Source organism: Spiroplasma endosymbiont of Phyllotreta cruciferae (assembly GCF_918697755.1).
This window is the reverse complement of sequence record NZ_OU953854.1, coordinates 587,525-611,339: the sequence shown is the minus strand read 5'-3', so window position 1 is coordinate 611,339 and position 23,815 is coordinate 587,525. Positions and strand designations below refer to the sequence as shown.

The window sequence follows — 23,815 nt, the reverse complement described above, 5'->3', positions numbered from 1 at the left end:
TTGTGATAATTAAAAAAAGCACAATGTGCTTTTTTTAATTATCACAAGTCTTATTACTTATGACGACCACAGACAAAAATCTCATCATCAACTGAACCAACCATTGCTTGTTTCATCTTTCTAAATAAAACTCCTGCTGCGCCGCCAGCGACACCTTGTTTTTCTTGTTCTGCAACACATTTAAAACATTTTGGATTAAAATTTGCCATCTGTTTTACCTCATTTAAGGTCTCCTTAATTTTACTAAAAAATAATTAAGTTTAGCAACTTAATTATTTATCAATTAAAATTCATGCTCATCATCCGTGCTGTACCTTAATATCCCCCGCATTTGAACCATATGCCGTATAAAAAATTGAATTTATCCGATCTTGTCCAAAAGCAAATGCTAAACAAAATGACCCGTTTTTAAAATTGAAAACTATTTTGTCTCGAATTGATTCATAATCATTTTGCCCCCCAATCCACAATGGTTTGTCCTTAACTAGGTTATACATATTAAATAACTCAAGGTCAGGTAATTCTTTTGCCATCTGACTACGTTTAAAATTAGTCAGAAGTTTTTTAAAGATTGCATTTGCACTTCTAATATCATTTTTAATTCTGTAAATATATCACCAACATGGAAGACACTACTATTTTTAAAATTATTAGCATCATTGCTTAAAAGAACTCGTTTTTTCAACTCAATATTATAATATTGATGAAATGCTACAATAATTTTTCCAAAATTAATTAATTTGTTTTCTAACCCTTGCCGACTAATTAAAATATTACTTTCAAAAGTTTGATTATTAATTTTTAAAACCCCCACTAATGGTAAGCCATATAATGAAATATAATTTAAATTAACATTTAATTTTGCTAACATCATATTGTTGTGACCAACATTAAAAATTGGCAGACTTTTCTTATATGCTGTCACAAAGTTCTCTGCTGTTAAACCGGGTGGATTAACACCTTCACCTGCTCAAAGCGCAGGTTGATAATTTCCAATATCCGCCTTTTCTGGAATTTGGCCGGAATTTTCTGCTGTTATTGTTCCAGAAACTAAGCGCATTAATCTTTTATTGCCATTATCGTCAAATACAATCGCATCACGAACTGCCTGCTCAATCTCAGAATCTTCTCTAATCATCTTCTTTAAATTATTAACAAAAATCTCATCCAATGGTTTTACATCTGTATTATAATTAATCTGAAAATTAGTATAAAGTAAGCGAAACTTGTCATCTTTATCAATAACCACTTTTTGATAATTATTAAAGAATTTAATTAAAATTTTAGTTACTACTTGAATAGAATTTTGTAAAAGTTTTTGAATTTCTTCTGGTTTATTTGTAATAATATAGGTCACAGTAAAAGGTATTGGTTGGTTTAAATTTTTAAAACTTAAATTTAATACAAACTTGTATTGTAATTGTACTGCTTTAACACCTGATAATGGGATATTGGTTAATTTACCAATTTTATCTAAATCAATATAATTTAGGACAAACTTAGTTTTGTTTTTGTCAAAAGTTAATGGCACAGTATCTAAATAATAATTCGAATACTCACGAATGATTTCAAAATTTAGATTATCAAAAACAGCATAAAAACCATTCTCAATATTTTCTAACCCCGAACTAATATTTGGATTTGTTTTATCAAGTTCAACGGTCGACTGATCTTTGTTAACTAAATCATAAAACGCTGTTAATTCTGGAAAGGCATTTGAATCCTTTACATTACCATTGTTATCATAATCACTAATGACAGAACTAACTTTACTAGCAATTTTAGTTAAACTTATCATATCATTTTGCAAATTCGAATTGTCATAATCATTAACAACATTTTTATTATAACAACCAACCATATTGACTGTTCCACTAGTTGTTATAACCGAAATGGTTAAAATAGTTAATAGTTTTCTCATACTTTATTTCCTCCAAAAAAATACATTTTTTACATTATATATAAAAAAAAAAAAAAAGCAAGGAAATGAACAATAATTAATAAAAAAACAACCAATGGTTGTTTTTTAACGAAGGGACTTGTCAAAAGGAATTCCTGATGCTTTTGGAATTTTAGAGTATTTGGAGAACGCGACCATTGTTACCAACGCTAAAACAAATGGTAAGATTTTTAGCAATTGGTTTGATGGGTCAGCAATATTTAAACCAGTAAATCGTCATAATGTTCCTGCTAACGCAATTAGGAAACTAAATAAAACGGCCCCTAAAGTGATGTATTGAATTCTTCACTGACCGAAAATCATAATTGCTAAGGCAATATAGCCTTGTCCTTGCACATCGCCACGAAATTGACCCGAAACATAATGGGTAAACATTGCTCCTGCCAAACCAGCTAAACATCCTGAAATAATAACTGCTTTATATCTTGTTTTAATCACATTGATTCCAGCAGCATCAATTGCATTTGGGTTTTCTCCACACCCAGCATAACGAATTCCTGTTTTAGTAAATTTAAAGAAGACAAAGGTAAAAATGGCTATAATAATTGCAATAATTAAGAAAATATTAATAATTTGCGCTCTATCAATCCCGATTGTACTAAAACCAGTTTGAATCATATTTCCGGCAGCTAAAGCTGGAATACTGACAAAGAATAATCCTAATCCAGTTGCTAATAAGTTTAAGGCTGTCCCCGAAATTACTTGTTGTGCTTTTAAAGTAATTGAAGCAAAACCATGTAATAAGGCAAATGCTCCGCCAGCGATCGTTGCAATTAGTAAAGCAACAATTTGCATACCATTGCCATATTGCGAAAGAAATTTTCCTAATAGAGCATAAACTAAAGCCCCAATAATCATCATTCCATCAATCGCAATATTCACAACACCGGCTCGTTCTGAATATAATCCAGCCATTGCAGCAATTAATAGTACAGCAAAAAGGACTGAACCATTGGCAAATAATTGTGAAACTGCTTCCATTAGTTTTTTCCTCCTTCTTGCATTAATTTATGATATGCCGTCTTTTGACGAAGATACTCTGTTTTTAAAATTTTATTATCTTCACCAACAGCCGTAATAATTGTATTTAACTTTTGATTTAATTCATTTCTTCATTGTGGTAAATTTAGACGATGTTTTTCTTGAGCAACTTTATTTTCAGCATTAAATTGTTGTTTCATTGTTGCTAATTGTGTTGCTAAGTTTTGTTTTAACACCATCACTTCTTTTTGAACGCCATGATCATTTCTTAATTTAACATCAATTGTTTTTAATTCCTGCTTAATTTCTTTTCGCACCTGACGATTTGTTATTTTAAACTGATGCATTTCTTGCCGCTGTTGTTGTTTTAGTTTTTTGATTTCTTGATTTAATTGTTTAATAACAACATTTTCTTTACTTTGCAATGTTTTAAAATCAGTTAAATATTTTTGTTGAATTTCAGCAAAGACAGGATAATAACTTTCTCGTAATTTTTTAATAACTTCTTCTTGTCTTAAGACTAAATCACCATATTGTGTTTGTAATTGCGCTAATTTAGCATATAAATCTTTTTTAGGCAAACTATAAAGCTGTGAAAGTTCTTGTCTTGTTTGTCCTTTGGATTTTTTAACTGCTTGAGCATAATTTCGTTTTAAAAAAGTAGCTTCTTGTTTTTTTACTAAATACTCGTTTTTTACTTGCACAAAATGATCCATTGCTAAACCAAGAGCAATAAAAACAGCTAAATCATATTTTGTTTTAATTCCTCGTTGACCAATTTTTGCCGCTTCTTTATATTTTGAATTTTTAAAAAAACGCATTTCTGTTTTTAAAGTTGTAAGCTTCCCAACATATAATGTTAACTGATCATTAATTTCATTTCGATAATTTTTAATTAGCTCCTTATCCCCTTGTTGTTTTAATTTATGAATTTGAGCCCGATAGGTTTTATTAAGCGCTTTAATCTCTTTTTCATATGTTCTAATTTGTTGTTTATATTCATCATATTCCTGTTTTCAATCAACATGATGCCGAATATTTCACCAACGACGAATTCAAAAGATTGGTTTAAAGTAAATAAACAATGCCGAAATCGCAGTCATATAAATGATAATTCCAAAAATTAACTGTCCCATTTGTTTTGACATTTGAAAATCTGGTAATTGTGTTGCTTGTAAAGCTGCTGTCTTAATAATTCCTCATAATAAGGCAATTGGTAAAATTGCAACTCCATTGGTAAAAGCAACTAACGCAACAGCAATCGCATCAAACCCGACCACTGGTAAAGCATCTGTTGTAAACTGTAAAACTGTTGATTGGGTCATATAATATAACATTCCCAAAACCCCAGCCAGACCACCCGATAAGGCCATTGAAACAATCATATAGGCACGAACATTTGTTCCAGCATATAATGATGCATTTTTTGATTTTCCAACCGCTTTAATGCGGAATCCTAATACTGTGTAATTCATAATAAAAATAATTGTTACTAACAATAATATTGCAATAATAAACGGAATGATCCATGTTTGACCATTTAATATTAAATTAAAATTAGGTGCTGCTGTAACAATGTCAATTGTTGAGTTATGATTTGAATTTCACATTCCGTGAGCTGGATTCATAAACATTCATTTCATTACATATCAAACAATTCAGTTTAACATAATTGTTGAAACTACTTCATGAATATTAAAATACGCTTTTAATGCTCCAGCAATCGCTGCTAAAGCTGCTCCAACTAAAATTGAAATAAGTAACGCCCCAACAACACCAGCCCCTTGACTAATAGCTGGGTTTTTTAGTCCTAAAACAATCGTCATACTACCAGCAAGTAGCATTTGTCCAGGAACTCCAATATTAAATAATCCTGCTTTAAACCCTACCGCAACAGCTAACCCTGCAACAATATAAATTGCTCAATATGTTAACGTTTGATCTTTTAATAAAGGATGAAAAGCTAAACGAAAAACATAACTAAAAAATAGCAATGGATTTGAAGCATTTATACCAATAATAAAACTAAGAATAGTTCCAGCAATAATGGCACAAATAGATCCCTTAAAATAATTCATTTTTGTTTTGAATTCATTTGAACGAAAGAAAATTTTAGTTTTTTGTCTTAACAATCAACCATAACTTTTAATTTGTTTTTGCATCAATTTGACTTCCTTTCTGTTGATATGTGCCAGCCATCATTAGCCCAATTTCTTCACGTTTAACCTTGTTTCCAAAAACTTCTCCCGTCACCCGACCATTATGTAAAACGACAATCCGATCAGCTAAACTGATAATTTCTTCTAATTCATAAGAAACAAGAAGAACTGCTTTACCTTGTGCCTTTTCTTCTAAAATTTTATTATGAATATATTCAATCGCCCCAACATCTAATCCCCGCGTTGGTTGAACAACAACCAAAATATTATGTTGGCGTGATAATTCACGACTAATAATTAATTTTTGCTGATTACCACCCGATAACCCTCTTGTCATAGCAAAACCTGAATTCGCCCCTCGGACATCATATTTTGTAACAATTTGTTGGGAATATAACTGAATTGCAGCTTTATCTAATAACCCATAATTCGAAAATGGTTTTTGATTAATATTTTGTAACACAACATTATCAATTACATTAAAATCCAAAATCAAACCATATTTATGACGATCTTCAGGAATATGTGACATTCCATTTTGATAATGTTCATAAATACTTTTTTTTGTAACATTAATATCATTAAAAATTATTTTTCCTGATGTTACTTTTTCTAATCCTGCTAAAGCATTAACTAACTCAGTTTGACCATTTCCTTCAACACCAGCAATCGCAACAATTTCACCAGCTTGGACTGTCAAATTAAAATCATCCAAAGCCATTAGACGGGTTAAACCTTTTTTCTTTACTGATAAATTTTCAATTTTTAATAAGGTTTCCTTTCGCGGTGCTTTTCCAGCATTTTTAATGGCAACCAAATTTCGCCCCACCATTGCTTTTGCAATTTCTTTTTCATTTTTATCTTTAACATCAAATGTTTCAATAACTTTTCCACGCCGAATAACAGTTGCCCGATCAGCAATTTTTTTAACTTCATCTAATTTATGCGAAATAAAAATAATTGTTTTTCCATCGTTTTTTAAATCTAACATAATTTTTAATAACCCCTCAATTTCTTGCGGTGTTAAAACCGCTGTTGGTTCATCAAACACTAAAATATCAGCACCACGATATAAGATTTTTAAAATTTCTACTCGTTGTTGCATTCCAACTGAAATATTGGCAATTTTCGAACGAAAATCAACTTGTAAATTATATTTAATCGCAATTTGTGCAATATGTCGTGTTTCTTTTTGTCGATCAAGAAACACTTTACCAACTACTTTTTCATGCCCTAACGTAATATTGTCTAAAACAGTAAAAATATCAATTAATTTAAAATGTTGGTGAACCATTCCAATTCCTAATTTGTTTGCTTTAATTGGATTACTAATATATTCGGGTTTACCATTAACAAGGATTTCACCTTTAGTTGGTTCATATAAACCAAATAAAATACTCATTAAGGTTGATTTCCCAGCACCATTTTCACCAATTAAAGCATGAATTTCACCTTTTTTAACTTTCAGGGTAATATCATCATTTGCAATTAAATCACCAAAAACTTTTGTAATTGACTTCATTTCAATTGCATATTCATTATTATTTGCCATTATTATGTCCTTTCTTAACTATAAAGCTGCTTCAATTGCATTTAAAATATAATTTTTTAATTTATCACTACTTTGGTAAGTATTTGTTAATGTATGTGAAAATGCTTCAGCAGCAACTGGTGGCTGCCCGCTAATTCCGCGTGAATAAACATCTTGTAATACTTCAAAGATTTTATCAAAAACAGTATCTTTTGCGTGTTCATCTGTTTCATTATGAATGAATGTAACAGTATCTGCATTAATTGCTTTTGTTTTTTCAATTTCCGTTCAAGTTGGATGCTGAATTGATGATTGATCAATATTAATTCAACAATCAGAAGTTGCTTTACTATTATCTCATATTTTATTATTTTCTTGATAACCACATGTTGATAAATAAATATTTTTTAATGCTTCTGAAGTTGAAGTTGCAATTTCTTTTAAAGCACTTGTCACAATAATTTCTTCCCCATAAATTTTTGATTGCTCAGTATCAACTCCAATAACTTTTGCCATTGATTTAGGATATTTAATGCTATCAATTGTGTCTTGTGTTTGGGGGTCCAGCAACTGGAAAAATAATATTTGCTTTACGGGAAATTAATTCGTCAGAAATATCTTTTCCATGTCCAACCTCAAATGATTGTGAAAACCACGATTCATTACTCTTAACAACATTTTGAACTTTGCCAATTGGTTGTAATGTGTTAACCTTTGGATTCATTTTTTGAACTTGTTTTAAAATATCATTTTTAATCTGATGTAGTTTCGGAAAACTACTATTATTAAATAATTGTATTAAAGATATCAGCTGCAACAATAAAACCTCACATATAGTTTGAAACAGCACCAGGGTTATCCATTCCACCATAAGTTGCAATTTTTAAACCATCAGGATATTTTTCTTGATTAGCATTCAATCACAAGGCTGCTGCAATTCCAGCAAAGAAACCAGAAGATTCATCTTCATAAGTTATTCCAATAATATTTTTCACTAATGGTCTTGTTGTATCCATTCCCAAGTGAATGTTTTGACTGCTTCCATCAATATAAATAATATTTTGTGCCACTTCTGCTGCCCAACCAATTGTATTACCATGGGCAAACCCTGGTAAAATTATAGTTTTAGCTCCAGCAATGTTTGCTGTTACATAGGCCGCTCTAAAGTCAGAAGGGGTTTGACTTGCTGGTTCAAAATAACTAGCTCGTCAATTACTTTTTTTCCAATCTACAGCGGAAACTTTCGGGTCTTTTTGTGAAACAACATATTTACTTGATCCATCTCATGCCGATTCATTAAATGATGCGTCAGTAATTGTTCCAGCATCAGTAATAACCCAAATATAACTATCAAAAGTGTATTTTTTTGCACAAGCGACAAGAGAAATACCCAAAGTAGTTACTAACGTTGCTGCCGTTAAAAAACTGAGCAATTTTATCATAGTGTATTTCCTCCTATTATATTTTTAATTTTCTTTTGGCAATTGAATATTTTCTTTTATATTATATTTATGATTTTTGACGCCCCAACAATGTAATATATCATTGCTAATTTATTTTTTGATAAATTTATTATTATTTTAACTATTTGCCAAAAATAACATAATTTATAACAAAAAAATAAAAAATATTGCATTATTATTAAAATTTATATATAATTAATTTGTGGTTAAAAAAATGAATTTACCAGTCAAATAAACTACGATTGTCAGTCAGGTTTCCAAAGCGACTGATTTTTTTATTAGGTTAATTTAGTTAATATTCATATTAATACAAACATTAACAACATGATTTTGTAATTTAACTGGTAAAGCCATTAATGAAGGGAAGTTCATACATAACACCTCCATTAATGTAGATATCATGATTATCTACTAAGGTAAGTATAACAGAAAAAAATAAAATTGTCAAATTTACTATTTTTTATGGTATAATATTCCATTTTAAAATTATAATAATAAATTACCTTAATAAAAAAAATACCTTAGATAAAACTAGGGTATTTTTTTATTTACTATTCTTTTTGCAAAATGGACAATTGGTCTCAAAAGGAATATCTTGTTTTGTATATTTTGAAATATTATGTAAATTAAGATGATTATAATCGACACGTTGGTTATTATTTATCATCACTTCATCTTGTCCTGATGAAGGATTCTTTGCACGATAATAACTTCCCAAACCATACGGGACATCACTAGCGCTAGCTGCGCCATATGTATTTGAATATCCCTTTTTATTGTATAAATTATAGCGTGTTGAAGCTAAGTTAAGATTATCAATTTGTGGATAAAACTGATCAATTGGAACTACCCCATGATAATTAATATATTTTTTTGTTTCAACATCGGCAATTTTTTTTGCAAAATCAACTGCTTTTGTTTCCAATGTTTCCACTTTTAAAGTTAAACTAGTTAAATATTCTTGTACTTCACCTAGTGTTTTTGTATGTGCTGATTGTAAATCAATTGAATTTTTAATTAATTCTTCCAGTTTTTCAAATCGACATTCAAGATTATTATCACCTTCTGTTTGAGATGGTACTGGCACCCGTTCTGGTCCTAGTTCTTGTTTCATTTTTGTTTTGGCCACTGGTGCGGCTACTTGCTCAGTTTCATATTCAATTACTTCATCATCAAGATTTGAAAAATCACCATTCAAAATTTTATTATCTAATTCATCTAAACTATATGATATTTCATCATCTAAAATTGGTTTAATTTCTGATGGTGATGATTTAATTGGTCCACTTAAAACCACATCATCTAATAACTCACCTTCATTATCGACATTGTTCATAACTAACTTATCTTTAATATGTTCCAAATTATTTACTGTTGCTGCTTCTGTTTGAAAAGATGCTATTTTGCTATCGGTAACTGTTGCGCTAAAACTTGCTATTTTTTCAGTAGTTGCTGTGGTCGTTTCTGGCTCAACAGTAGATTCTGGTTGTTCGGGTAAACTTGAATCATTTACATTTCCGTCTGCTTCTTTTGACATTTCTTCAACATGTTCATCATTTTTCAATGTTACAACTTTATCATCATCAAATTTATTTGCAGTTACAATTGAATCTGCTTCATTATTAAAATCATCTAATCCTTTTAAATCAGAAAATGTATAACCATGGCTATCATCAACATAATTAATAACTTCCTTTGTCTGATTATCTGAAGTTTGAATATCCGATAATAATTCCCCTTCCAATTTATCAATATTATATTTTTTTGGAATAAAGGTAAGATCTTCTTGTGGACTATCTTGTGCTGTTTCTACTGCAACAGTTGTTTCAAGAATAACTGCATCATTTTTAGAATTTTCTATTGTAGTAGCATCACTACCATCATTGAATTCATCAAGCACTAGATCATCTGTTTTTATTGAACTATCAACAACATTATTATCTTCTTCCCTATCAATTGTTTCATTAGAAATGTTATCTAAAAGATCATCGGTTGGTACAATAACGTTTTCGTTAAGAAAATCAGTTGTTGCTTGTGAATTATCCCTGAAGATTTCAGCAATATGCATTATTTCCAAATGCTGGTCAGCCCCCAATTTTAACTTTGTTACCAACCCATTTGCTTCTTTCGCAATTAAATTATAAATTTTAGTTTTCTTTTTAATTGATTTAGCTGGAGCATTATTATTTTGAACTTCTTCTTCTATCAAGTTTTTAATATTAAGAGCTTGTTGGTACATTTCACTTCATTTATTGAAAAGTTTTTTCTCTTTTTTTGTTAATACTCTTGCATCAGATACTGATGAAGGATTTAATAATTCATCGTTTAAGAAATCAAAATCAATTTCTTTAGCTGCCGTTGAATCTTCTTTTGACCCCTCATCACTTAAGTTATCATTTTCTTCTAGAGTTGTTGTTTTATCAACAAAAAAATCAACATCAGCATTAACTGCATAATCAGCGTTAATATTAGTTTCTTTGTTAAAGACATTAACATCTTTATTTTCTAACGTACTTGCCTCAGGTTCAACATCCGCTGCTGGTGCAACCGATAGTTCTTCCGCCTTTGCTGTTTCTATTGTTACATCCTTAACAATATCTGTTGGCAATGGTGGTTTTGTTAAATCATTAGGTTTATTCAATTCTGAATTAGAAGTACTAGACACTGTGTGTGTCATATCACTAATTAAATTAGCTAATTCATTTTCATCAACATCATTTTTACCGGAATTAAATAAATTATTTAATTCATTTGATGTAAAAATTGCATTTGATTTCTGCGTAAATAATTTTTTATTATCATCCACGTTTACGTAATCATTGTCTTTGAAATTTTTTCCGGTATATTCGATCCCTACGGTAGTCGCGCCAACTCCCATAGTTGCGCTTCCATGATACTTTCCCTCTTTATTTACCTCTCTTTCAAGTTTTTTATCCTGATGGTAAATAAAAATCATGTTTCGTTCTTCAACAAAATTTTGTAAAGCTTCTACATCAAATAATGATGATTCAATAAATAATAAACCAATAAAGATGAATGCAGCAAGAACTAAAACAGCTACTTTTCCATATACTAATGAAGCAATAATTAATGCAACAAAAATCATCTTAATATATGGTTTTGCAATTCGTTGTCCTTTTTTAACGCGGTTAATTTGAAATGATACTAATGTAATTGTTGCTAAAGCAACAAAGATTGATAATGCGATAATAGTATATGCTCATGCATCCCCAGTTAACTGGTTTAAAATTTCTTCTTGTTTAAAAATTGATGTTTGAAAAATATCGTTTATTGAATTTAAAATTGTTGGAAGCGCAACTTGTTGAATTACCAAAAGATTTAATATTGCCGCAAAAATTTGAACTATTGCGCCAATTATGATTAGGACTCATCCTAAAGTTACTAAAAATGTAAACATATAAACTTATCCTCCTCTAATTTACTTTCCGCCACGCATAGCTCAATAATCAAACCTAATTGTGTCGTCATCTTCTTCCTCTTCAACTGGGGCAAAATTTTGCATTGAATGCTGCGTCTCTTCTTCTACTTTTGATGTTACTTTTTCTACAGAACTACCTTCATCATCATCTCTAATAATATAGCATTTATTAAAAATACTAATTTCATGTTTTATTAATTGGTCTGTTAAATTATTACCATAAATTTGTTTAACATAAGTTTCAATTAAGACTGGATTCAATGCAACAATAAACTTGAATTGAATAATTCCTTTAAAAATTGCGTGCACTAAACTAAAAACCGTTTTAAACTTAGCATATCCAACTAAATCAATGTTATTAAAAATTATTACAATATTATCTTTAATTTCATATGCTCCTAAAATTTCTTCAAATTCTTTCTTAATATATTCTAGTGGATCATCAAATTCTAATTCATTAATAATTACCACTGAATTTGAATCATTAGTTTGTTCTGATAATTCATTGTTTTTTAAAGTTCTTGCAAACAATTTAACACGATCTCATAAAACTTTTTTATCTTCTAAACTAACTTTTGGTAACCCTTTAATAATTCTTTTAAGCAAGAATAAGAATGGTGAAGCATATAACTCAATACGTAACAAATCAATATTAACCAGTGGCATTGAAAAAAATGAACTAACAATTTCGGGCATTGAATCTTGATGTTGATTATCAACTATTGTTAAGAAAAACTGCATCTCATTATTTTTTTCTTTAAATGTTTTTATTAAATCACGAACAATTTCATAATTTGATAATACCATGCCATCAATCTTACCTAATTCTTCTTCGTTTTTATTTTTTTTAACCTCATGACCACTATTTTTAAATAACTCTACTGCCATATCTTTATCCCCATTAACAACCTGTGTTGAATTCATTTTTTGTTCATTGTTCTTTAAATTATTTGGTTTTGTTTCTTCTGTATTTAATTTTAAATTTTTCATTCGTTCGAATGGATTGATGTACATGTTTAGCCCTCCTGCATTATTTCTCCATATTTAAATTATATCATATTTACTAAAAAAACTTATAAAAAAAATTGCAATTTAAAGTGCAATTTGGTATGATATTATTCTTTTTTTATAAAATTAATCTTCTTCCTCTTTTTTTAACTCGGCTAGTTCTTTTTCTAATTGCTTAATTTTTTCTGCTTTTGATTCTTTATTTTTATCTTTTTTACGGTAATCATCAAATAACTTTCTTGTTCCATCTTTAATGTTTTCTTTATTCATAAATAAAAAATGGCCCATAAAATAACCAGTTACTCAAATTCCTAGCAACAAGACGCTAATTAAAAATGCAATTGTATATTTTTTTTGATTAATTACAAACAACACTGTAAAAACAATAGTTAAAATAATTAAACAACAAGATTAACAATTGACATCGTGTACGATGAAGCGGCAAAAAACAACTCTTGTTAGAGTTGTTTTTTTATTTGAAATAAAACAATCTCTAAAAGGAGGTAATGATAATTAAACAACAAAAAATATGTGATGTTAATATTGCTATAAATCAATATCATTCATTACCGAATAATTTGTATCAAATAAAGTTTTATGAACTTGTGAAAAAAATAAAGATTTATTAAATCGCACAAAAGATAAAACACAAAAGAAATTTTATCAAAAACTAGAAAATTCAAAAATTATCTTTGATTATGAAACTGGTTTATTAAAACTTTGATTTTATAAAACTTAATGCAGAGTGGAACGGTTATTTTAAATAACTAAGTGTTTTTTTCCACAAGAGGCGGTCTATCCCGGTGGTAATCAGTCCGGAAATAATAGACGTTTTAACAAGCGATAGTCGTTATAAGTCCAAGGTTAATATCGAACGACAATAAAAAATAGGGGTAGTGACTTTATAAATAAATTTGCGTATAGCATTAGGATCTTCAAGGTGCGAGTGAATTTATTTTAAAAACTGAACGTTTTGACCTGAAATGGTGCGGATGAAGAGAGAAAAAACTCTCTGGCTCCCAACTATAAAAACAACTACACTTTGTAGTACTTTGTAGTTGTTTTATCTTAATTATCATAATTAACAATTTTAAATAAGAGAGGATGAAATATAATGGGAAAAATAAATAATGCAAAAATAGGAACATTTGAATATATGTATTTTGATGAAACAGGTCTTAGAAAAAAGATTTGAAATGCAAAATATAGTGATGAATTTATTATTAATTGTCTAAAAGAATATTATTTTAGTAATTTAACCAGTATGAAAATAGAAGAAAAATATAATTTACCTAATGGAACTGTTAGAGATTGAAATTCAAGATTTAAATATGGTAAAAGTTATCGTTTTTATTGTGAAGGTGGAATTTGTGATCAATTAAAAGGAATAATAAATTTAAAAGATTATATATGTCTCGATTTAGATAGACCAAACAAAAGTAAATATACTGGTAAATATAATCAAATTAAAAATATGTATTTACAAGGATATAAATATAAAGAAATAACTAAAAAATTAGCTGTACACGACCCTACTATTGCACATGTTATTAAAAGATTTAATTTACCCAGAAGAAGACCTGAATATCATACATTAGATTTTATGTGGTAATTTATTATGAAAAAGTTAAATAAAAAAACTATTAATAAATTAAATTAATTAATGCTTAAAAGTTATGCAGTCTCATTTGAAGATATGACTGATGAAAATTGATCATTAGGAAAAAAGAATTAGAAGGAATTAAATTATGAATAAGAAGATAACAACATTAAATGACAGGGAGATAAATAATGATGATGAATTTAAAAGATTTATTAAATGAAATGTTTGATAATTATCCAGATTGTTATAAAGATTATGGTTTAGCAATTATGGATCGTTATGAAATTAAAGTTGCAAAGAAAAAATTAACTCCTGAAGAAATTGATAATCAATTAATTGGTATTAAAGGTATAAAAATTAAAATTAAAGGAGATAAATAACATGGTAAATGAATTACAACAATATATTAAAGGTGCCGTTATTAAATATGAGTTAAAAGTTAATGATAAATATTTAAAATAAAATATACTTGCACTTGAAGAATTAAAAATGAAAAATGGACAAAGTTATTTATCATTAATTAATAATGCAGATAATTCTAAAATTACAGCATTAGGAATTATTAAATTAAGTAATAAAGGTTCAATTTTTAGTAAAGATTTTAATATTATTCCATTTAAAAATAAATTAACAACAATTATTGATAGTAAAGTTTATTGTAAGAAAATTGAAGAAGCTGGATATAGACCAAGAAAAGCAATCATATTTAAAGGCGAAAAATTTGAGTGAGACAGTTTAAATTCTTGTCCCAAAATACATGAAATTAATTTTAATGCTAATACTAGTGATTATAACGAAATAATTGGAGCTTATGCATTTGCAAAAGATAAAAATAATAATTTTCAAGGTATTTTATTAAGAAAAGCGGATATTGATAGACTAAAAGGATCTAGTCAAAGTAGTAATAGTGAATATAGTCCATGAGTTAAATGACCAAAAGAAATGGTAGAAGTTAAATTATATCGTAAATTAGCGTTAGAAATGGGAATTGATATTTCTGATATTGATCTAGATGAAAAAGAAATTCAAGAAGATGGGAATTTTGATTATATTCCATTTAATGATATTACTGTCGCCAAAAATAAGGGGCAGATGAGCGATGAACCCTTACCAAATAATATAAATACCCCATCTTATACAAAAATAGCGGACACAAACGATAATGTAGTTAAAGAAGAAGATATATCAAATGTAGTACCAGTAGTTAATAATAACAATGATGAGGAATGAGCAACTTGATAAAAATAGGTATTTACCCATCAGGAACTGGTACTACCGCTATTGTTGAATTTAATAAATTAAGGGAAATATTTATTGAAACACACCATTTTAAAGATTGAAAAAATCTTAATCGTTTAAATATTGATAATGAAATAGAAAATTATAACATTATTATGAATATTGAAAATTGTTTATATACAAATGCAAATGGATCAAAAGATAGAGATGATTTATTACGATTGTTAGGTGCAATAGAAAATAAATTAAATGAATTACAGATTGATTTTAATTAAGTATCCCCTCGCCATACTAAATCAGTTGTTAAAAACATGGAAAATTTAAGTAAATATAATGATAGTTGTATATGAGAATGTGAAAAAGATAATAATTTAACTTATGAATATGGTAAAGGTTGATTTTATAATAATCAAAAAATAAGTAATCATTTACGAGATGCCATTATTATTGCTAATTATGAAAGTAAAAATAATGAAAACTAATTTAGGTGAATTATATTTAGGTGATAGTTTAGAAATATTAAAAACAATACCTGATAAAAGTATTGATTAATATTAACTGACCCACCATACCTTTACCCTGATATTGCTAAAAAATTAGCAAATAAAGAAAAACATATTGAATATAACTTAAAAAAAATAAATGATCCTAATACATCTAGTATTCAATATCAAATTCGTAAAAGATAACTTGAATTTTTACAAGGTTAATTTATTGATAGTTTTGATATACCATCATATTTTAAAGAATGGATGCTAATTATTAAAAAACCAAATTTTATAATTTATTTATCAAAACAACAATTAAAAGATTATTTAATTGAAATTGATAATTATAATTTAAAGTTTGAGCCAATTATTTATCAAAAAACAAATGATGCACCCACCAATAATGCATATCGGAAAGACAAAGAACTATGTTTATATATTTATGATAAACCAATTTCTTATAGTAATGTTTGAAATCAAGATATGAAAACTATTTATCAAATAACAAATAGTAATAATCAATTTATAGGAACTATTAAACACCCCACCGTTAAAGACATTAATTTAATTAAATTACAAATTAATAAACATAGTAAAGTTGGTGATGTTGTATTAGATTGTTTTTTAGGAAGCGGTACAACCGCTATTGCTTGTGAACAATTAAATCGGCGTTGAATTGGTATAGAAATTAACGAAAAATATTATAAATTAGCAAAGGAGCGATTAAAATATGTCCAACCTAGTTTATTCGATTAAAATAAAATGTGATCAATGTCATAAAAATATTAATAGTGTAAATATCGTTGCTAAAAATAATAAAGCAATGCATTATCTATGTTATAAAAGGTTATTTAAAAATGAAATCAAAAAAATATCAAGTTGTAATTAGAAATATTAATGTTTATCTTAACAAAGAACAAGAAAAAATATGAAATGAATTACCTAGTCTATACACACATAGCCAACGAGTACAGCATTTTATAAATTATTATATTGTCAATGAAAGTAAAAAGATAATGAAAATGGTTAAAATGAATAATTATATTTTATGTTATCGTTCTGAAAAAGGTAATCAACCATGTAAAACTCTACTTAGTGAATATATAACTGGTACTGATGTTGAAGATATAAATATTAATTCAACTGAATATTGATAATATTTATTACTTACATACGGAAAAGAAAACTTAATTATATTAAAGAAAAAATAACCTTAATTGGTTATTTTTTTAAATACTATTTGTTAGTTGTCTAATAGCATCTTTTTGTGCTTGTTTTTTGTCATTTACTTTAACTTGTTTTTTAACATTTTTAATTTGACCTGTTTTTAATGCTAATTCTGTTGCATAATCAGGTCCTCGTAAATGTTTTTCGTGTGCAATAACAGCAGTTCTTAATTCTCTGATTTCTGCTTTATATTTTTTAATTTTTTTAGCAGATAATCCAAGAATACCAAGACTACCCATTCCACCAGTACCCACTAACACAAGTAAAGTAATCATTAATGTATCATTAAACATTTTTTTAATTCCTTTCTTATCCTCACTCAAACAGTGGCCATCCATTTTTTCAGAACAAAATAATTTATTAAATTAAACTATATAACCGCCCAAAAATATCAACCGCCCCTATATATAGTCTATTTTAAATTTAATTCTTTGTTATTTTCATTTTGTATATTTTTTAATTTTTTTTTAGTATATTCATCTTGCATATTTTTAAATATCTCTTCTGTTATACCATCTAAATTATTTCATTGTTTTGCTATTCTTGGCTGAATAACTCGCGGATTAATCCAACAATCTAAACAATGTCTTAAATGGTCTTTTTTTCATTTTGATTTATCAATTCAAATGATAATTAAAGAAATTATTAAAGTAATTAAAGGTAATATTGTAAATACTAATCACATTTTAGATATTTTTAATCGTGGTATATCAATTTTCATATCTACTTTCGGTTTACTACTAGCAACAAATATGCCTTGAATTCCATGTGTAAATAAAGGTGTTAATAATATTGCAATTCCATTACCTCAATATTGTCCATAATTATATCAATTAATTTGATCCTTAATACCATTAATCATCCCATATTCTAACCAGCCATTAAGTAATAAAAATAATATTGTATAAAATCCAACTACTCAACTACGAATTTTATATTTTCTTTCTCATTCTCTAATATCTTTATGAGTTCAATTTGAGGTAGGAATATGATCTTTTTTAAATCAATTTCAAGGTAAGGCACCTTTTAATCAAGTTGTTTTATCTTGTTTCATTATTAACTCACCAATTTTCTTTTAATTTTTAAATTCCTAATTTTTTATAAAGTATTATATTTTGAATTAGACCCCTAGGAAAATTTACAAAAAATATTTTTCCACTTTCAGGATGTATACTTACAATTAAATTATCATCTTGTGTCGGAATATATCTTGTTCATTCAACACTACCGTTATAATTTAAAGGTGTTTCAATAGAAGTAGTTAAAGTATCATTCTGTTGATACTTATAAATTAATCATAATTTATATTGATATTTTGTTTTATCAAAACCTTTAATAAAATAGTGTGGTATACTTGGTATAAAATCACTTGTATCAACCACTTCTCATTTACTTTCACTACTAATAGAAATATCACCATTGCCTAATAATGAATTACCATTAATAGTTTTAATATTTGTACCACTTACTAATTTATCTTGTTTTGTATTAATATCTTGTGATGTTTTTACAATATATTTATCATTTTCTTTATCAATATAATCTTTATTTAAATCACTGTCTTTAATAACATCTGATGGTATATCGCCACCTTGTTTTGTTTTTCAAACATTATTTTCATAATAAATAGTATCATTATCAAATGGAACAATAAGTTTAATATATTCGTTATAATCAATTTTAGAAAAGTCATTAATAGTTGTATAAGTAATATTTATTGAATTATCTGTTTGTAATCGCTCTTTTAATCAAAATAATAATGTTGGATAAAAAGTTTTTTTACTAATATGTTTATATTCTTCTTCTCATGGATGAGCATAATTATCTAAACTATAATTATAAGGTCTAGATACTGTTTTACTAGATATAATATCAATTATTTCACCCGCTAATTTTAAAGCATTTTTAACATCACGAGTAATATTTTCATTTGCTTCTGGGTCATTAGTTTGTGAATATGCTACACCACCTTGTGAAAATGAAGCACTACCAGTTAAATCATTAACTCCTTTGGGTAAATATCAATTTATAACTGCTAATAAACAAGCAGATTGAATATAACTTAATCATTTATCATATTCAATTAAACCAGTATAGACTGCACCCATTTTAGTAAGTACTAATAAAAAGTATTTACTATTTTTTATTATATCTTTTTCTTTACGATTTGAATATCATGTATTTCATTTTATAACATCTTGTATATATTCTTCATGTGAATTATATATTTTATTATGGATTGTAGCTTTCTTAAGTAATGAATGAAAACTTTCTATAACAATATTATCTGCACAGTGGTAATTTTTCCCCATTGAAATTATAATACCGTTAGATACACATTTATCGAGATAAATAGCGGATGTGTATTGATATCCGTGGTCTGAATGAATTATTATTCCATTCAGATCTTTTTTTATTAATTTTATTTTATTAATTGCATCATTTAAATTATCTATTACTAATTTATTGTCATTATATTTAGATCACTTTACATCAACTATTTCTTTAGTATATCCATCAATAATTGTTGATTGATAATATTTTTCTCTTTTTCAAATTAAATATGTTACATCAGTATATAGCACTGAAAACCTTGTTTTTATATCATTGAATTTACGATTAATTAAATCAGGATATTGCAATAAACTTTTTTCTTTATTCTGTTTATATTTCATTTTTCTTCTCATTTTTCTTACATATTCAGGTTGTATTTGATTATAACACATAATCCTTAAAACTTTTTTTGAATTATATTTTATATCATAATCTTCTTTTAAATATTTAGTAATTCTTCGATATCCAAATTGTTTTAAATTTTCTTCATAGACTTTTACAATATCATTTATTGCTTCTTTATCTTTTTTGCTACTGTCATAATTTTTATATTTATCTCAATAACTACGTTTTAACCCGTTACTTCTAATAATAATTTTATTGAATATTCATGACAATTTTGTTTAATAAAAGAGGACGATTCTTAGTTTGCTTAATTGTAAAAGTCATGGAGCTTTTTTAATAATTCATACCTTGTTTTATAATATTCTAAATCTCTTTTACCAAAAGAGATTTTAGGTCCTTTATGATTGTTTAATTTTCCTTTTTTATGATTTGTTCATCAAGATTCTACTGTATTTGCATTTAGATTATATTGTTTTTGCTACTACTCAACAACTTTTTTGTTTAATTTCCTCAATGATTTTTGTTCTAAATTCTGATGTATATTTGTTATATTTTTGACCTTTTCTTGCCATATAAAATGCACCTCCTTTAAAAGTTTAGCAAAGTCTTTTTTTACTTTACTTACTTTTTGGGGTGCACTCTAGTGCACTCTATATTTTTTTTTGTCTTTAATTTTATCTTTATCAGTATCAGATAATTTTGTTATTCTAAGTATAAACATAATATTTCAATTATTTTGTTCAGTTAAATATAAATTTGGATAATATCCACTTGACAAACAATTAGTATAAGCAGTAGCAAATGTTTGAACATCATTTACTTTTATATTATCTGTATATAAAGTTATTGTATTCTCAAAATTAACATTATCCTTTTGTTCTAATCCTGTTTTTTGTAAAGTTATATTAGATAATAAACCACCATTTAAATTGCAACCATTAGCACCACCAGATAAATTAACATCTCTATCACGAATAAAATGTTCTATATCGGGTTTTAGACAGTTAACTTGTAAATTAGCCAGATTACTTATTTCTATTTTTTTATAAGCATCTTGGAATTTACTAATACTTTGAATTGTTGGGTCAATTTTTCTTAAATCAATTTCAGTTTCATAATAACCATAACTAAAATCATTAGGAAATAAAGTTGGTGAATATTAAATTTTGTTATTTTTACATTGTGCTGGTGCTGTAATTTTAGTTATTAATGCTTGTCCTGTGTTACCATCTCAGATATCTTTTGTATAAACTTGATAATTATATGGTACTGGTGACAATACATATTCAGGGTAATTAAATGTTGGTATTTCATAGTTATGGGGTAATAAGAAACTAGTTTTATAATTAGTCGTCATATCCCGTAAATAATTATTTAATACACTTTTTGTTTTACCACGAAAACTTCATACTGATAAGCGTAAATAATCTTCTTCATTATTAGTATATGGGTTATCAGCATAAAAGATAATTTCAAAATTACCTTTATATAATGCTTGGATTGAAAACATATCAATTATATAACTACAATTTGTTCCATCAGGTTTTTGTAATAATTCACAATCATTATCTTTTTCGCTATTTCCAACTGGGGCTGGGGCATCTACTGCTTTTGTTTGTTCATTAATTAAATATATTCGATTAGTTTTAGGATTTAATTGTTTTAAATTATATGTTGAATAAACTGTTCTTGTATCTAGTTCTCCATTAACATGTAAAACATCACCTAATACTTTATCAGTTAATAAAGTAGTAAAACCTAAACTAGTAGCATTTGCACCAAAGATAGCACCAACTTTATCATTACCTTGTTCTCTAAATATTTCAAATGGTAAATAACCTTTACCTTTGGCATCATAACCTCAAAATGCATCATTATAAAAACTATAAATATTAGCAATCATAAAACAATTTAATCATTGAAAATTAGGTCAAGTTTTTTCATCTTGATTAATAACTCATCCTCATGGAATACCAAATGAAATAAAGTTTAAGAATTTACCAACTCCACCAGGTATTGTAAAAGGATTAAATACTAATTTTTGTGTATAGTTTAAAGGTAATATTGTTATTTGTCGATTAATAAAATTATTTACATTTAAAATATCTCAAACATTACAAGACCCCATTTTATTATATTCAAATTGAACTTGCCCAACTGTATTACCAAATTCATCTTTTCTTCTAAAATATGATGAAGCTTGAGTACTAATAATATTATCAACATTACCACTATTTACTTTTATTTTATTAGGTGGAGTTATATTTCAATTTTTAGATCAATAAAATTTAGATTCTTTATTTTCTGTATGAATATTTCTACCAACACTAGCATTAGTAGCTGATGTAGTAGCGGGGTCTGTTATAACAATACCCTTACTATTTTTTGAACTTCAAAAATCATATCTTGCTTCCATAAAATCTTTTCAATCTTTAAATACTATTATCATTGTTGGTTGAATACCTTGAATATTATGTCAACTTACATCAGGTGAAGCATAAGTATTTATTTTATCCGGAGGAGAAGGATACATATTATACATTAATAAATCACGAGAATTCATTACTTTTTTATTAAACTGACCTTTAATAATTGGACGACCAATAACTGGTATATCAAATAAAATTGGGTTACCATAAAATTTAACTGACATTGCTCTAACACCAGGATCTTTTAATAAAATATCATCTAATTCAACAATACCTTTATTTAGTTTTTCATCATAAGTTATTTTATGAAAACAATAACCTTCACCTGGGGCACTTGTTTGAATAAATTGTCTTACTGATAAACCACTATGACTAATTTTGTCATTAATACTTGAAAATGTAATTTCTTGTCATAAGAAACTACCATCATAAGGTGAATAATAATTAATAACATTAGAGGGATATAATCATTGTCTATCTTGGGGTGCAGAATTAATATCACCCACCACCAATATTTAAACCACGATCATTAAATACAGTTAAATACAGTATAAAAATTATAATAATCATTAATATTTAATTTATCAACATCTTCATCTAAAATTAATAAAGTATATTGTCTTTCTGTTGATTGTTGAGTAAATACTTGTTCAAATTTAGCTTCACCGAATTGGATTGAACTTCTATCATCAATCATATAAGCATCTCAATATTTACCAACTTTAACTTCTTTTGTATAAAATTTATCATCTTTATTATCATTATTAATAAAATAACTTAATTTATATTGGTTTAAGTATTCTAACATTCTATTAATATCATAAATGTTTTCACCATCAATTAATTTTCAATAAACATTATTATTTTCATCTTTTAATTTTATTGAAAAAGGTGTTTCATTATTTGCTCATATCGTTGAATTAATAGGTTGTTTATTAAAATCATCAATAGTTAAAATAATAATTTCTTCACCTTTATATTTTTGAACTATTTTGTCATTGAGCAATTGTACTTTCCATATTATAAAATATTCTTGTATAACTTCCATAATCACTTGGCTTTGCATTATTCGGTTTTCATCCTGTTTCTGTATCAGGAATATATGAACTATAAACATTAAAAGGAAATACCATTCAATGGCGATTATCTTTTATGTTTTCTCTTATATCTATTAAAGTATCGTGAGCTTGTCTTCTTAATTCTTCCATAACACCGGGGTTAATTCTATTCATTTTTTAATTCTCCTTAATTTCTGTTCTACCTTGTACGGCATTTTGATTATTACCAGTTTCATCATATTCTATTAATTTATTATTATGTTCAATTTCTTTGGCTTGCATTTTATCTTGTCATTGTTCTATTTTTTGAAAATGTATATTGTAAACCAAATGCAACACTTTATGAAAAATAAAGTGTTTTTTTTATTTTTCTATTAAAAAAACATAAATTATTTGCATTATTCATCGGATAGTATCTTTAAATTTAGAATTTTTATCATAAAAACAGATTAAGTTCTGTTTTCCCTACACAAAATAAACGATATTTTTATAAATTTCCTTTCAAATAAAGGTATTATCCGATGAATAATGCAATACCAAAACTTAATATT

The 23,815-nt window shown here is 27.0% G+C and carries 26 protein-coding genes; 7 read left to right on the top strand and 19 right to left on the bottom strand.

Translation table 4 applies throughout. The annotated features are described in order from the left end of the window. Positions 1-53 precede the first annotated feature (53 nt). The 12 genes from NL276_RS04085 to NL276_RS04030 form a co-directional block, all read right to left on the bottom strand. Positions 54-209, bottom strand: a complete 156-nt coding sequence (locus NL276_RS04085; RefSeq protein WP_253301303.1) for a hypothetical protein — start codon at positions 207-209, stop codon at positions 54-56. Between the two features lie 63 nt (positions 210-272). Further along, positions 273-533 carry a hypothetical protein gene (locus tag NL276_RS04080; protein ID WP_253301302.1) on the bottom strand — a complete coding sequence of 87 codons (261 nt, stop codon included), beginning with the start codon at positions 531-533 and terminating at the stop codon, positions 273-275. Then, the gene (locus NL276_RS04075; protein WP_253301301.1) at positions 485-1,921 is read right to left on the bottom strand and encodes a hypothetical protein; all 1,437 of its coding nucleotides are present in this window, start codon (positions 1,919-1,921) and stop codon (positions 485-487) included. The genes NL276_RS04080 and NL276_RS04075 overlap by 49 nt, the downstream gene beginning before the upstream one ends. 105 nt (positions 1,922-2,026) lie before the next feature. Next, positions 2,027-2,941: an ABC transporter permease gene (locus NL276_RS04070; RefSeq protein ID WP_253301300.1), complete on the bottom strand. Its 915-nt coding sequence runs from the start codon at positions 2,939-2,941 to the stop codon at positions 2,027-2,029. Continuing rightward, on the bottom strand, positions 2,941-5,103 hold the full coding sequence (locus tag NL276_RS04065; RefSeq protein ID WP_253301299.1) for an ABC transporter permease subunit: 2,163 nt from the start codon (positions 5,101-5,103) through the stop codon (positions 2,941-2,943). The genes NL276_RS04070 and NL276_RS04065 overlap by 1 nt, the downstream gene beginning before the upstream one ends. Next, positions 5,087-6,652 carry an ABC transporter ATP-binding protein gene (locus NL276_RS04060; protein WP_253301298.1) on the bottom strand — a complete coding sequence of 522 codons (1,566 nt, stop codon included), beginning with the start codon at positions 6,650-6,652 and terminating at the stop codon, positions 5,087-5,089. The genes NL276_RS04065 and NL276_RS04060 overlap by 17 nt, the downstream gene beginning before the upstream one ends. An 18-nt stretch (positions 6,653-6,670) precedes the next feature. Next, positions 6,671-7,147, bottom strand: coding sequence for a hypothetical protein (locus NL276_RS04055; protein WP_253301297.1), 477 nt, complete (start codon positions 7,145-7,147; stop codon positions 6,671-6,673). Between the two features lie 19 nt (positions 7,148-7,166). Then, a complete protein-coding gene (locus NL276_RS04050; protein ID WP_253301296.1) occupies positions 7,167-7,355 on the bottom strand; it encodes a hypothetical protein in 189 nt (62 codons plus the stop codon). Between the two features lie 61 nt (positions 7,356-7,416). Beyond that, positions 7,417-8,073, bottom strand: a complete 657-nt coding sequence (locus NL276_RS04045; RefSeq protein WP_253301295.1) for a BMP family ABC transporter substrate-binding protein — start codon at positions 8,071-8,073, stop codon at positions 7,417-7,419. A 565-nt stretch (positions 8,074-8,638) separates the two neighbouring features. After that, positions 8,639-11,512 (bottom strand): AI-2E family transporter, encoded by a 2,874-nt coding sequence (locus tag NL276_RS04040; RefSeq protein WP_253301294.1) that lies wholly within the window; start codon positions 11,510-11,512, stop codon positions 8,639-8,641. Between the two features lie 21 nt (positions 11,513-11,533). Then, positions 11,534-12,523, bottom strand: a complete 990-nt coding sequence (locus tag NL276_RS04035) for a hypothetical protein (protein WP_253301293.1) — start codon at positions 12,521-12,523, stop codon at positions 11,534-11,536. A gap of 144 nt (positions 12,524-12,667) precedes the next feature. Next, entirely contained in the window at positions 12,668-12,916 is a 249-nt protein-coding gene (locus NL276_RS04030; RefSeq protein WP_253301292.1) for a hypothetical protein, read from the bottom strand. Positions 12,917-13,655: 739 nt separating this feature from the next. Between NL276_RS04030 and NL276_RS04025 the strand changes: the two genes are divergently transcribed. From NL276_RS04025 to NL276_RS03995, 7 genes are all read left to right on the top strand, one after another. Beyond that, positions 13,656-14,153 carry a helix-turn-helix domain-containing protein gene (locus NL276_RS04025; protein ID WP_253301291.1) on the top strand — a complete coding sequence of 166 codons (498 nt, stop codon included), beginning with the start codon at positions 13,656-13,658 and terminating at the stop codon, positions 14,151-14,153. A 182-nt stretch (positions 14,154-14,335) separates the two neighbouring features. Then, positions 14,336-14,524, top strand: a complete 189-nt coding sequence (locus NL276_RS04020) for a hypothetical protein (RefSeq protein ID WP_253301290.1) — start codon at positions 14,336-14,338, stop codon at positions 14,522-14,524. A 109-nt stretch (positions 14,525-14,633) separates the two neighbouring features. After that, the gene (locus NL276_RS04015; RefSeq protein ID WP_253301289.1) at positions 14,634-15,386 is read left to right on the top strand and encodes a recombinase RecT; all 753 of its coding nucleotides are present in this window, start codon (positions 14,634-14,636) and stop codon (positions 15,384-15,386) included. After that, positions 15,380-15,658, top strand: a complete 279-nt coding sequence (locus tag NL276_RS04010; protein ID WP_253301288.1) for a hypothetical protein — start codon at positions 15,380-15,382, stop codon at positions 15,656-15,658. The genes NL276_RS04015 and NL276_RS04010 overlap by 7 nt, the downstream gene beginning before the upstream one ends. A 36-nt stretch (positions 15,659-15,694) precedes the next feature. Further along, on the top strand, positions 15,695-15,865 hold the full coding sequence (locus tag NL276_RS04005; protein ID WP_253301287.1) for a hypothetical protein: 171 nt from the start codon (positions 15,695-15,697) through the stop codon (positions 15,863-15,865). A 270-nt stretch (positions 15,866-16,135) separates the two neighbouring features. Further along, positions 16,136-16,627: a DNA methyltransferase gene (locus NL276_RS04000; RefSeq protein ID WP_253301286.1), complete on the top strand. Its 492-nt coding sequence runs from the start codon at positions 16,136-16,138 to the stop codon at positions 16,625-16,627. A 101-nt stretch (positions 16,628-16,728) separates the two neighbouring features. Continuing rightward, a complete protein-coding gene (locus tag NL276_RS03995) occupies positions 16,729-17,028 on the top strand; it encodes a hypothetical protein (protein ID WP_253301285.1) in 300 nt (99 codons plus the stop codon). 72 nt (positions 17,029-17,100) lie between these two features. On the opposite strand, the gene NL276_RS03990 is transcribed toward NL276_RS03995, so the two are convergent. The 7 genes from NL276_RS03990 to NL276_RS03960 form a co-directional block, all read right to left on the bottom strand. After that, positions 17,101-17,436 carry a hypothetical protein gene (locus NL276_RS03990; RefSeq protein ID WP_253301284.1) on the bottom strand — a complete coding sequence of 112 codons (336 nt, stop codon included), beginning with the start codon at positions 17,434-17,436 and terminating at the stop codon, positions 17,101-17,103. A 74-nt stretch (positions 17,437-17,510) separates the two neighbouring features. Then, entirely contained in the window at positions 17,511-18,152 is a 642-nt protein-coding gene (locus NL276_RS03985; RefSeq protein ID WP_253301283.1) for a hypothetical protein, read from the bottom strand. A 28-nt stretch (positions 18,153-18,180) separates the two neighbouring features. Further along, a complete protein-coding gene (locus NL276_RS03980) occupies positions 18,181-20,049 on the bottom strand; it encodes an IS3 family transposase (RefSeq protein ID WP_253301282.1) in 1,869 nt (622 codons plus the stop codon). An 887-nt stretch (positions 20,050-20,936) separates the two neighbouring features. Next, positions 20,937-22,715, bottom strand: coding sequence for a hypothetical protein (locus NL276_RS03975; RefSeq protein WP_253301281.1), 1,779 nt, complete (start codon positions 22,713-22,715; stop codon positions 20,937-20,939). 20 nt (positions 22,716-22,735) lie between these two features. After that, the gene (locus NL276_RS03970; RefSeq protein ID WP_253301280.1) at positions 22,736-23,212 is read right to left on the bottom strand and encodes a hypothetical protein; all 477 of its coding nucleotides are present in this window, start codon (positions 23,210-23,212) and stop codon (positions 22,736-22,738) included. Continuing rightward, the gene (locus tag NL276_RS03965) at positions 23,181-23,438 is read right to left on the bottom strand and encodes a hypothetical protein (protein ID WP_253301279.1); all 258 of its coding nucleotides are present in this window, start codon (positions 23,436-23,438) and stop codon (positions 23,181-23,183) included. The genes NL276_RS03970 and NL276_RS03965 overlap by 32 nt, the downstream gene beginning before the upstream one ends. Positions 23,439-23,441: 3 nt before the next feature. Further along, positions 23,442-23,594, bottom strand: a complete 153-nt coding sequence (locus NL276_RS03960) for a hypothetical protein (protein ID WP_253301278.1) — start codon at positions 23,592-23,594, stop codon at positions 23,442-23,444. Positions 23,595-23,815 lie beyond the last annotated feature (221 nt).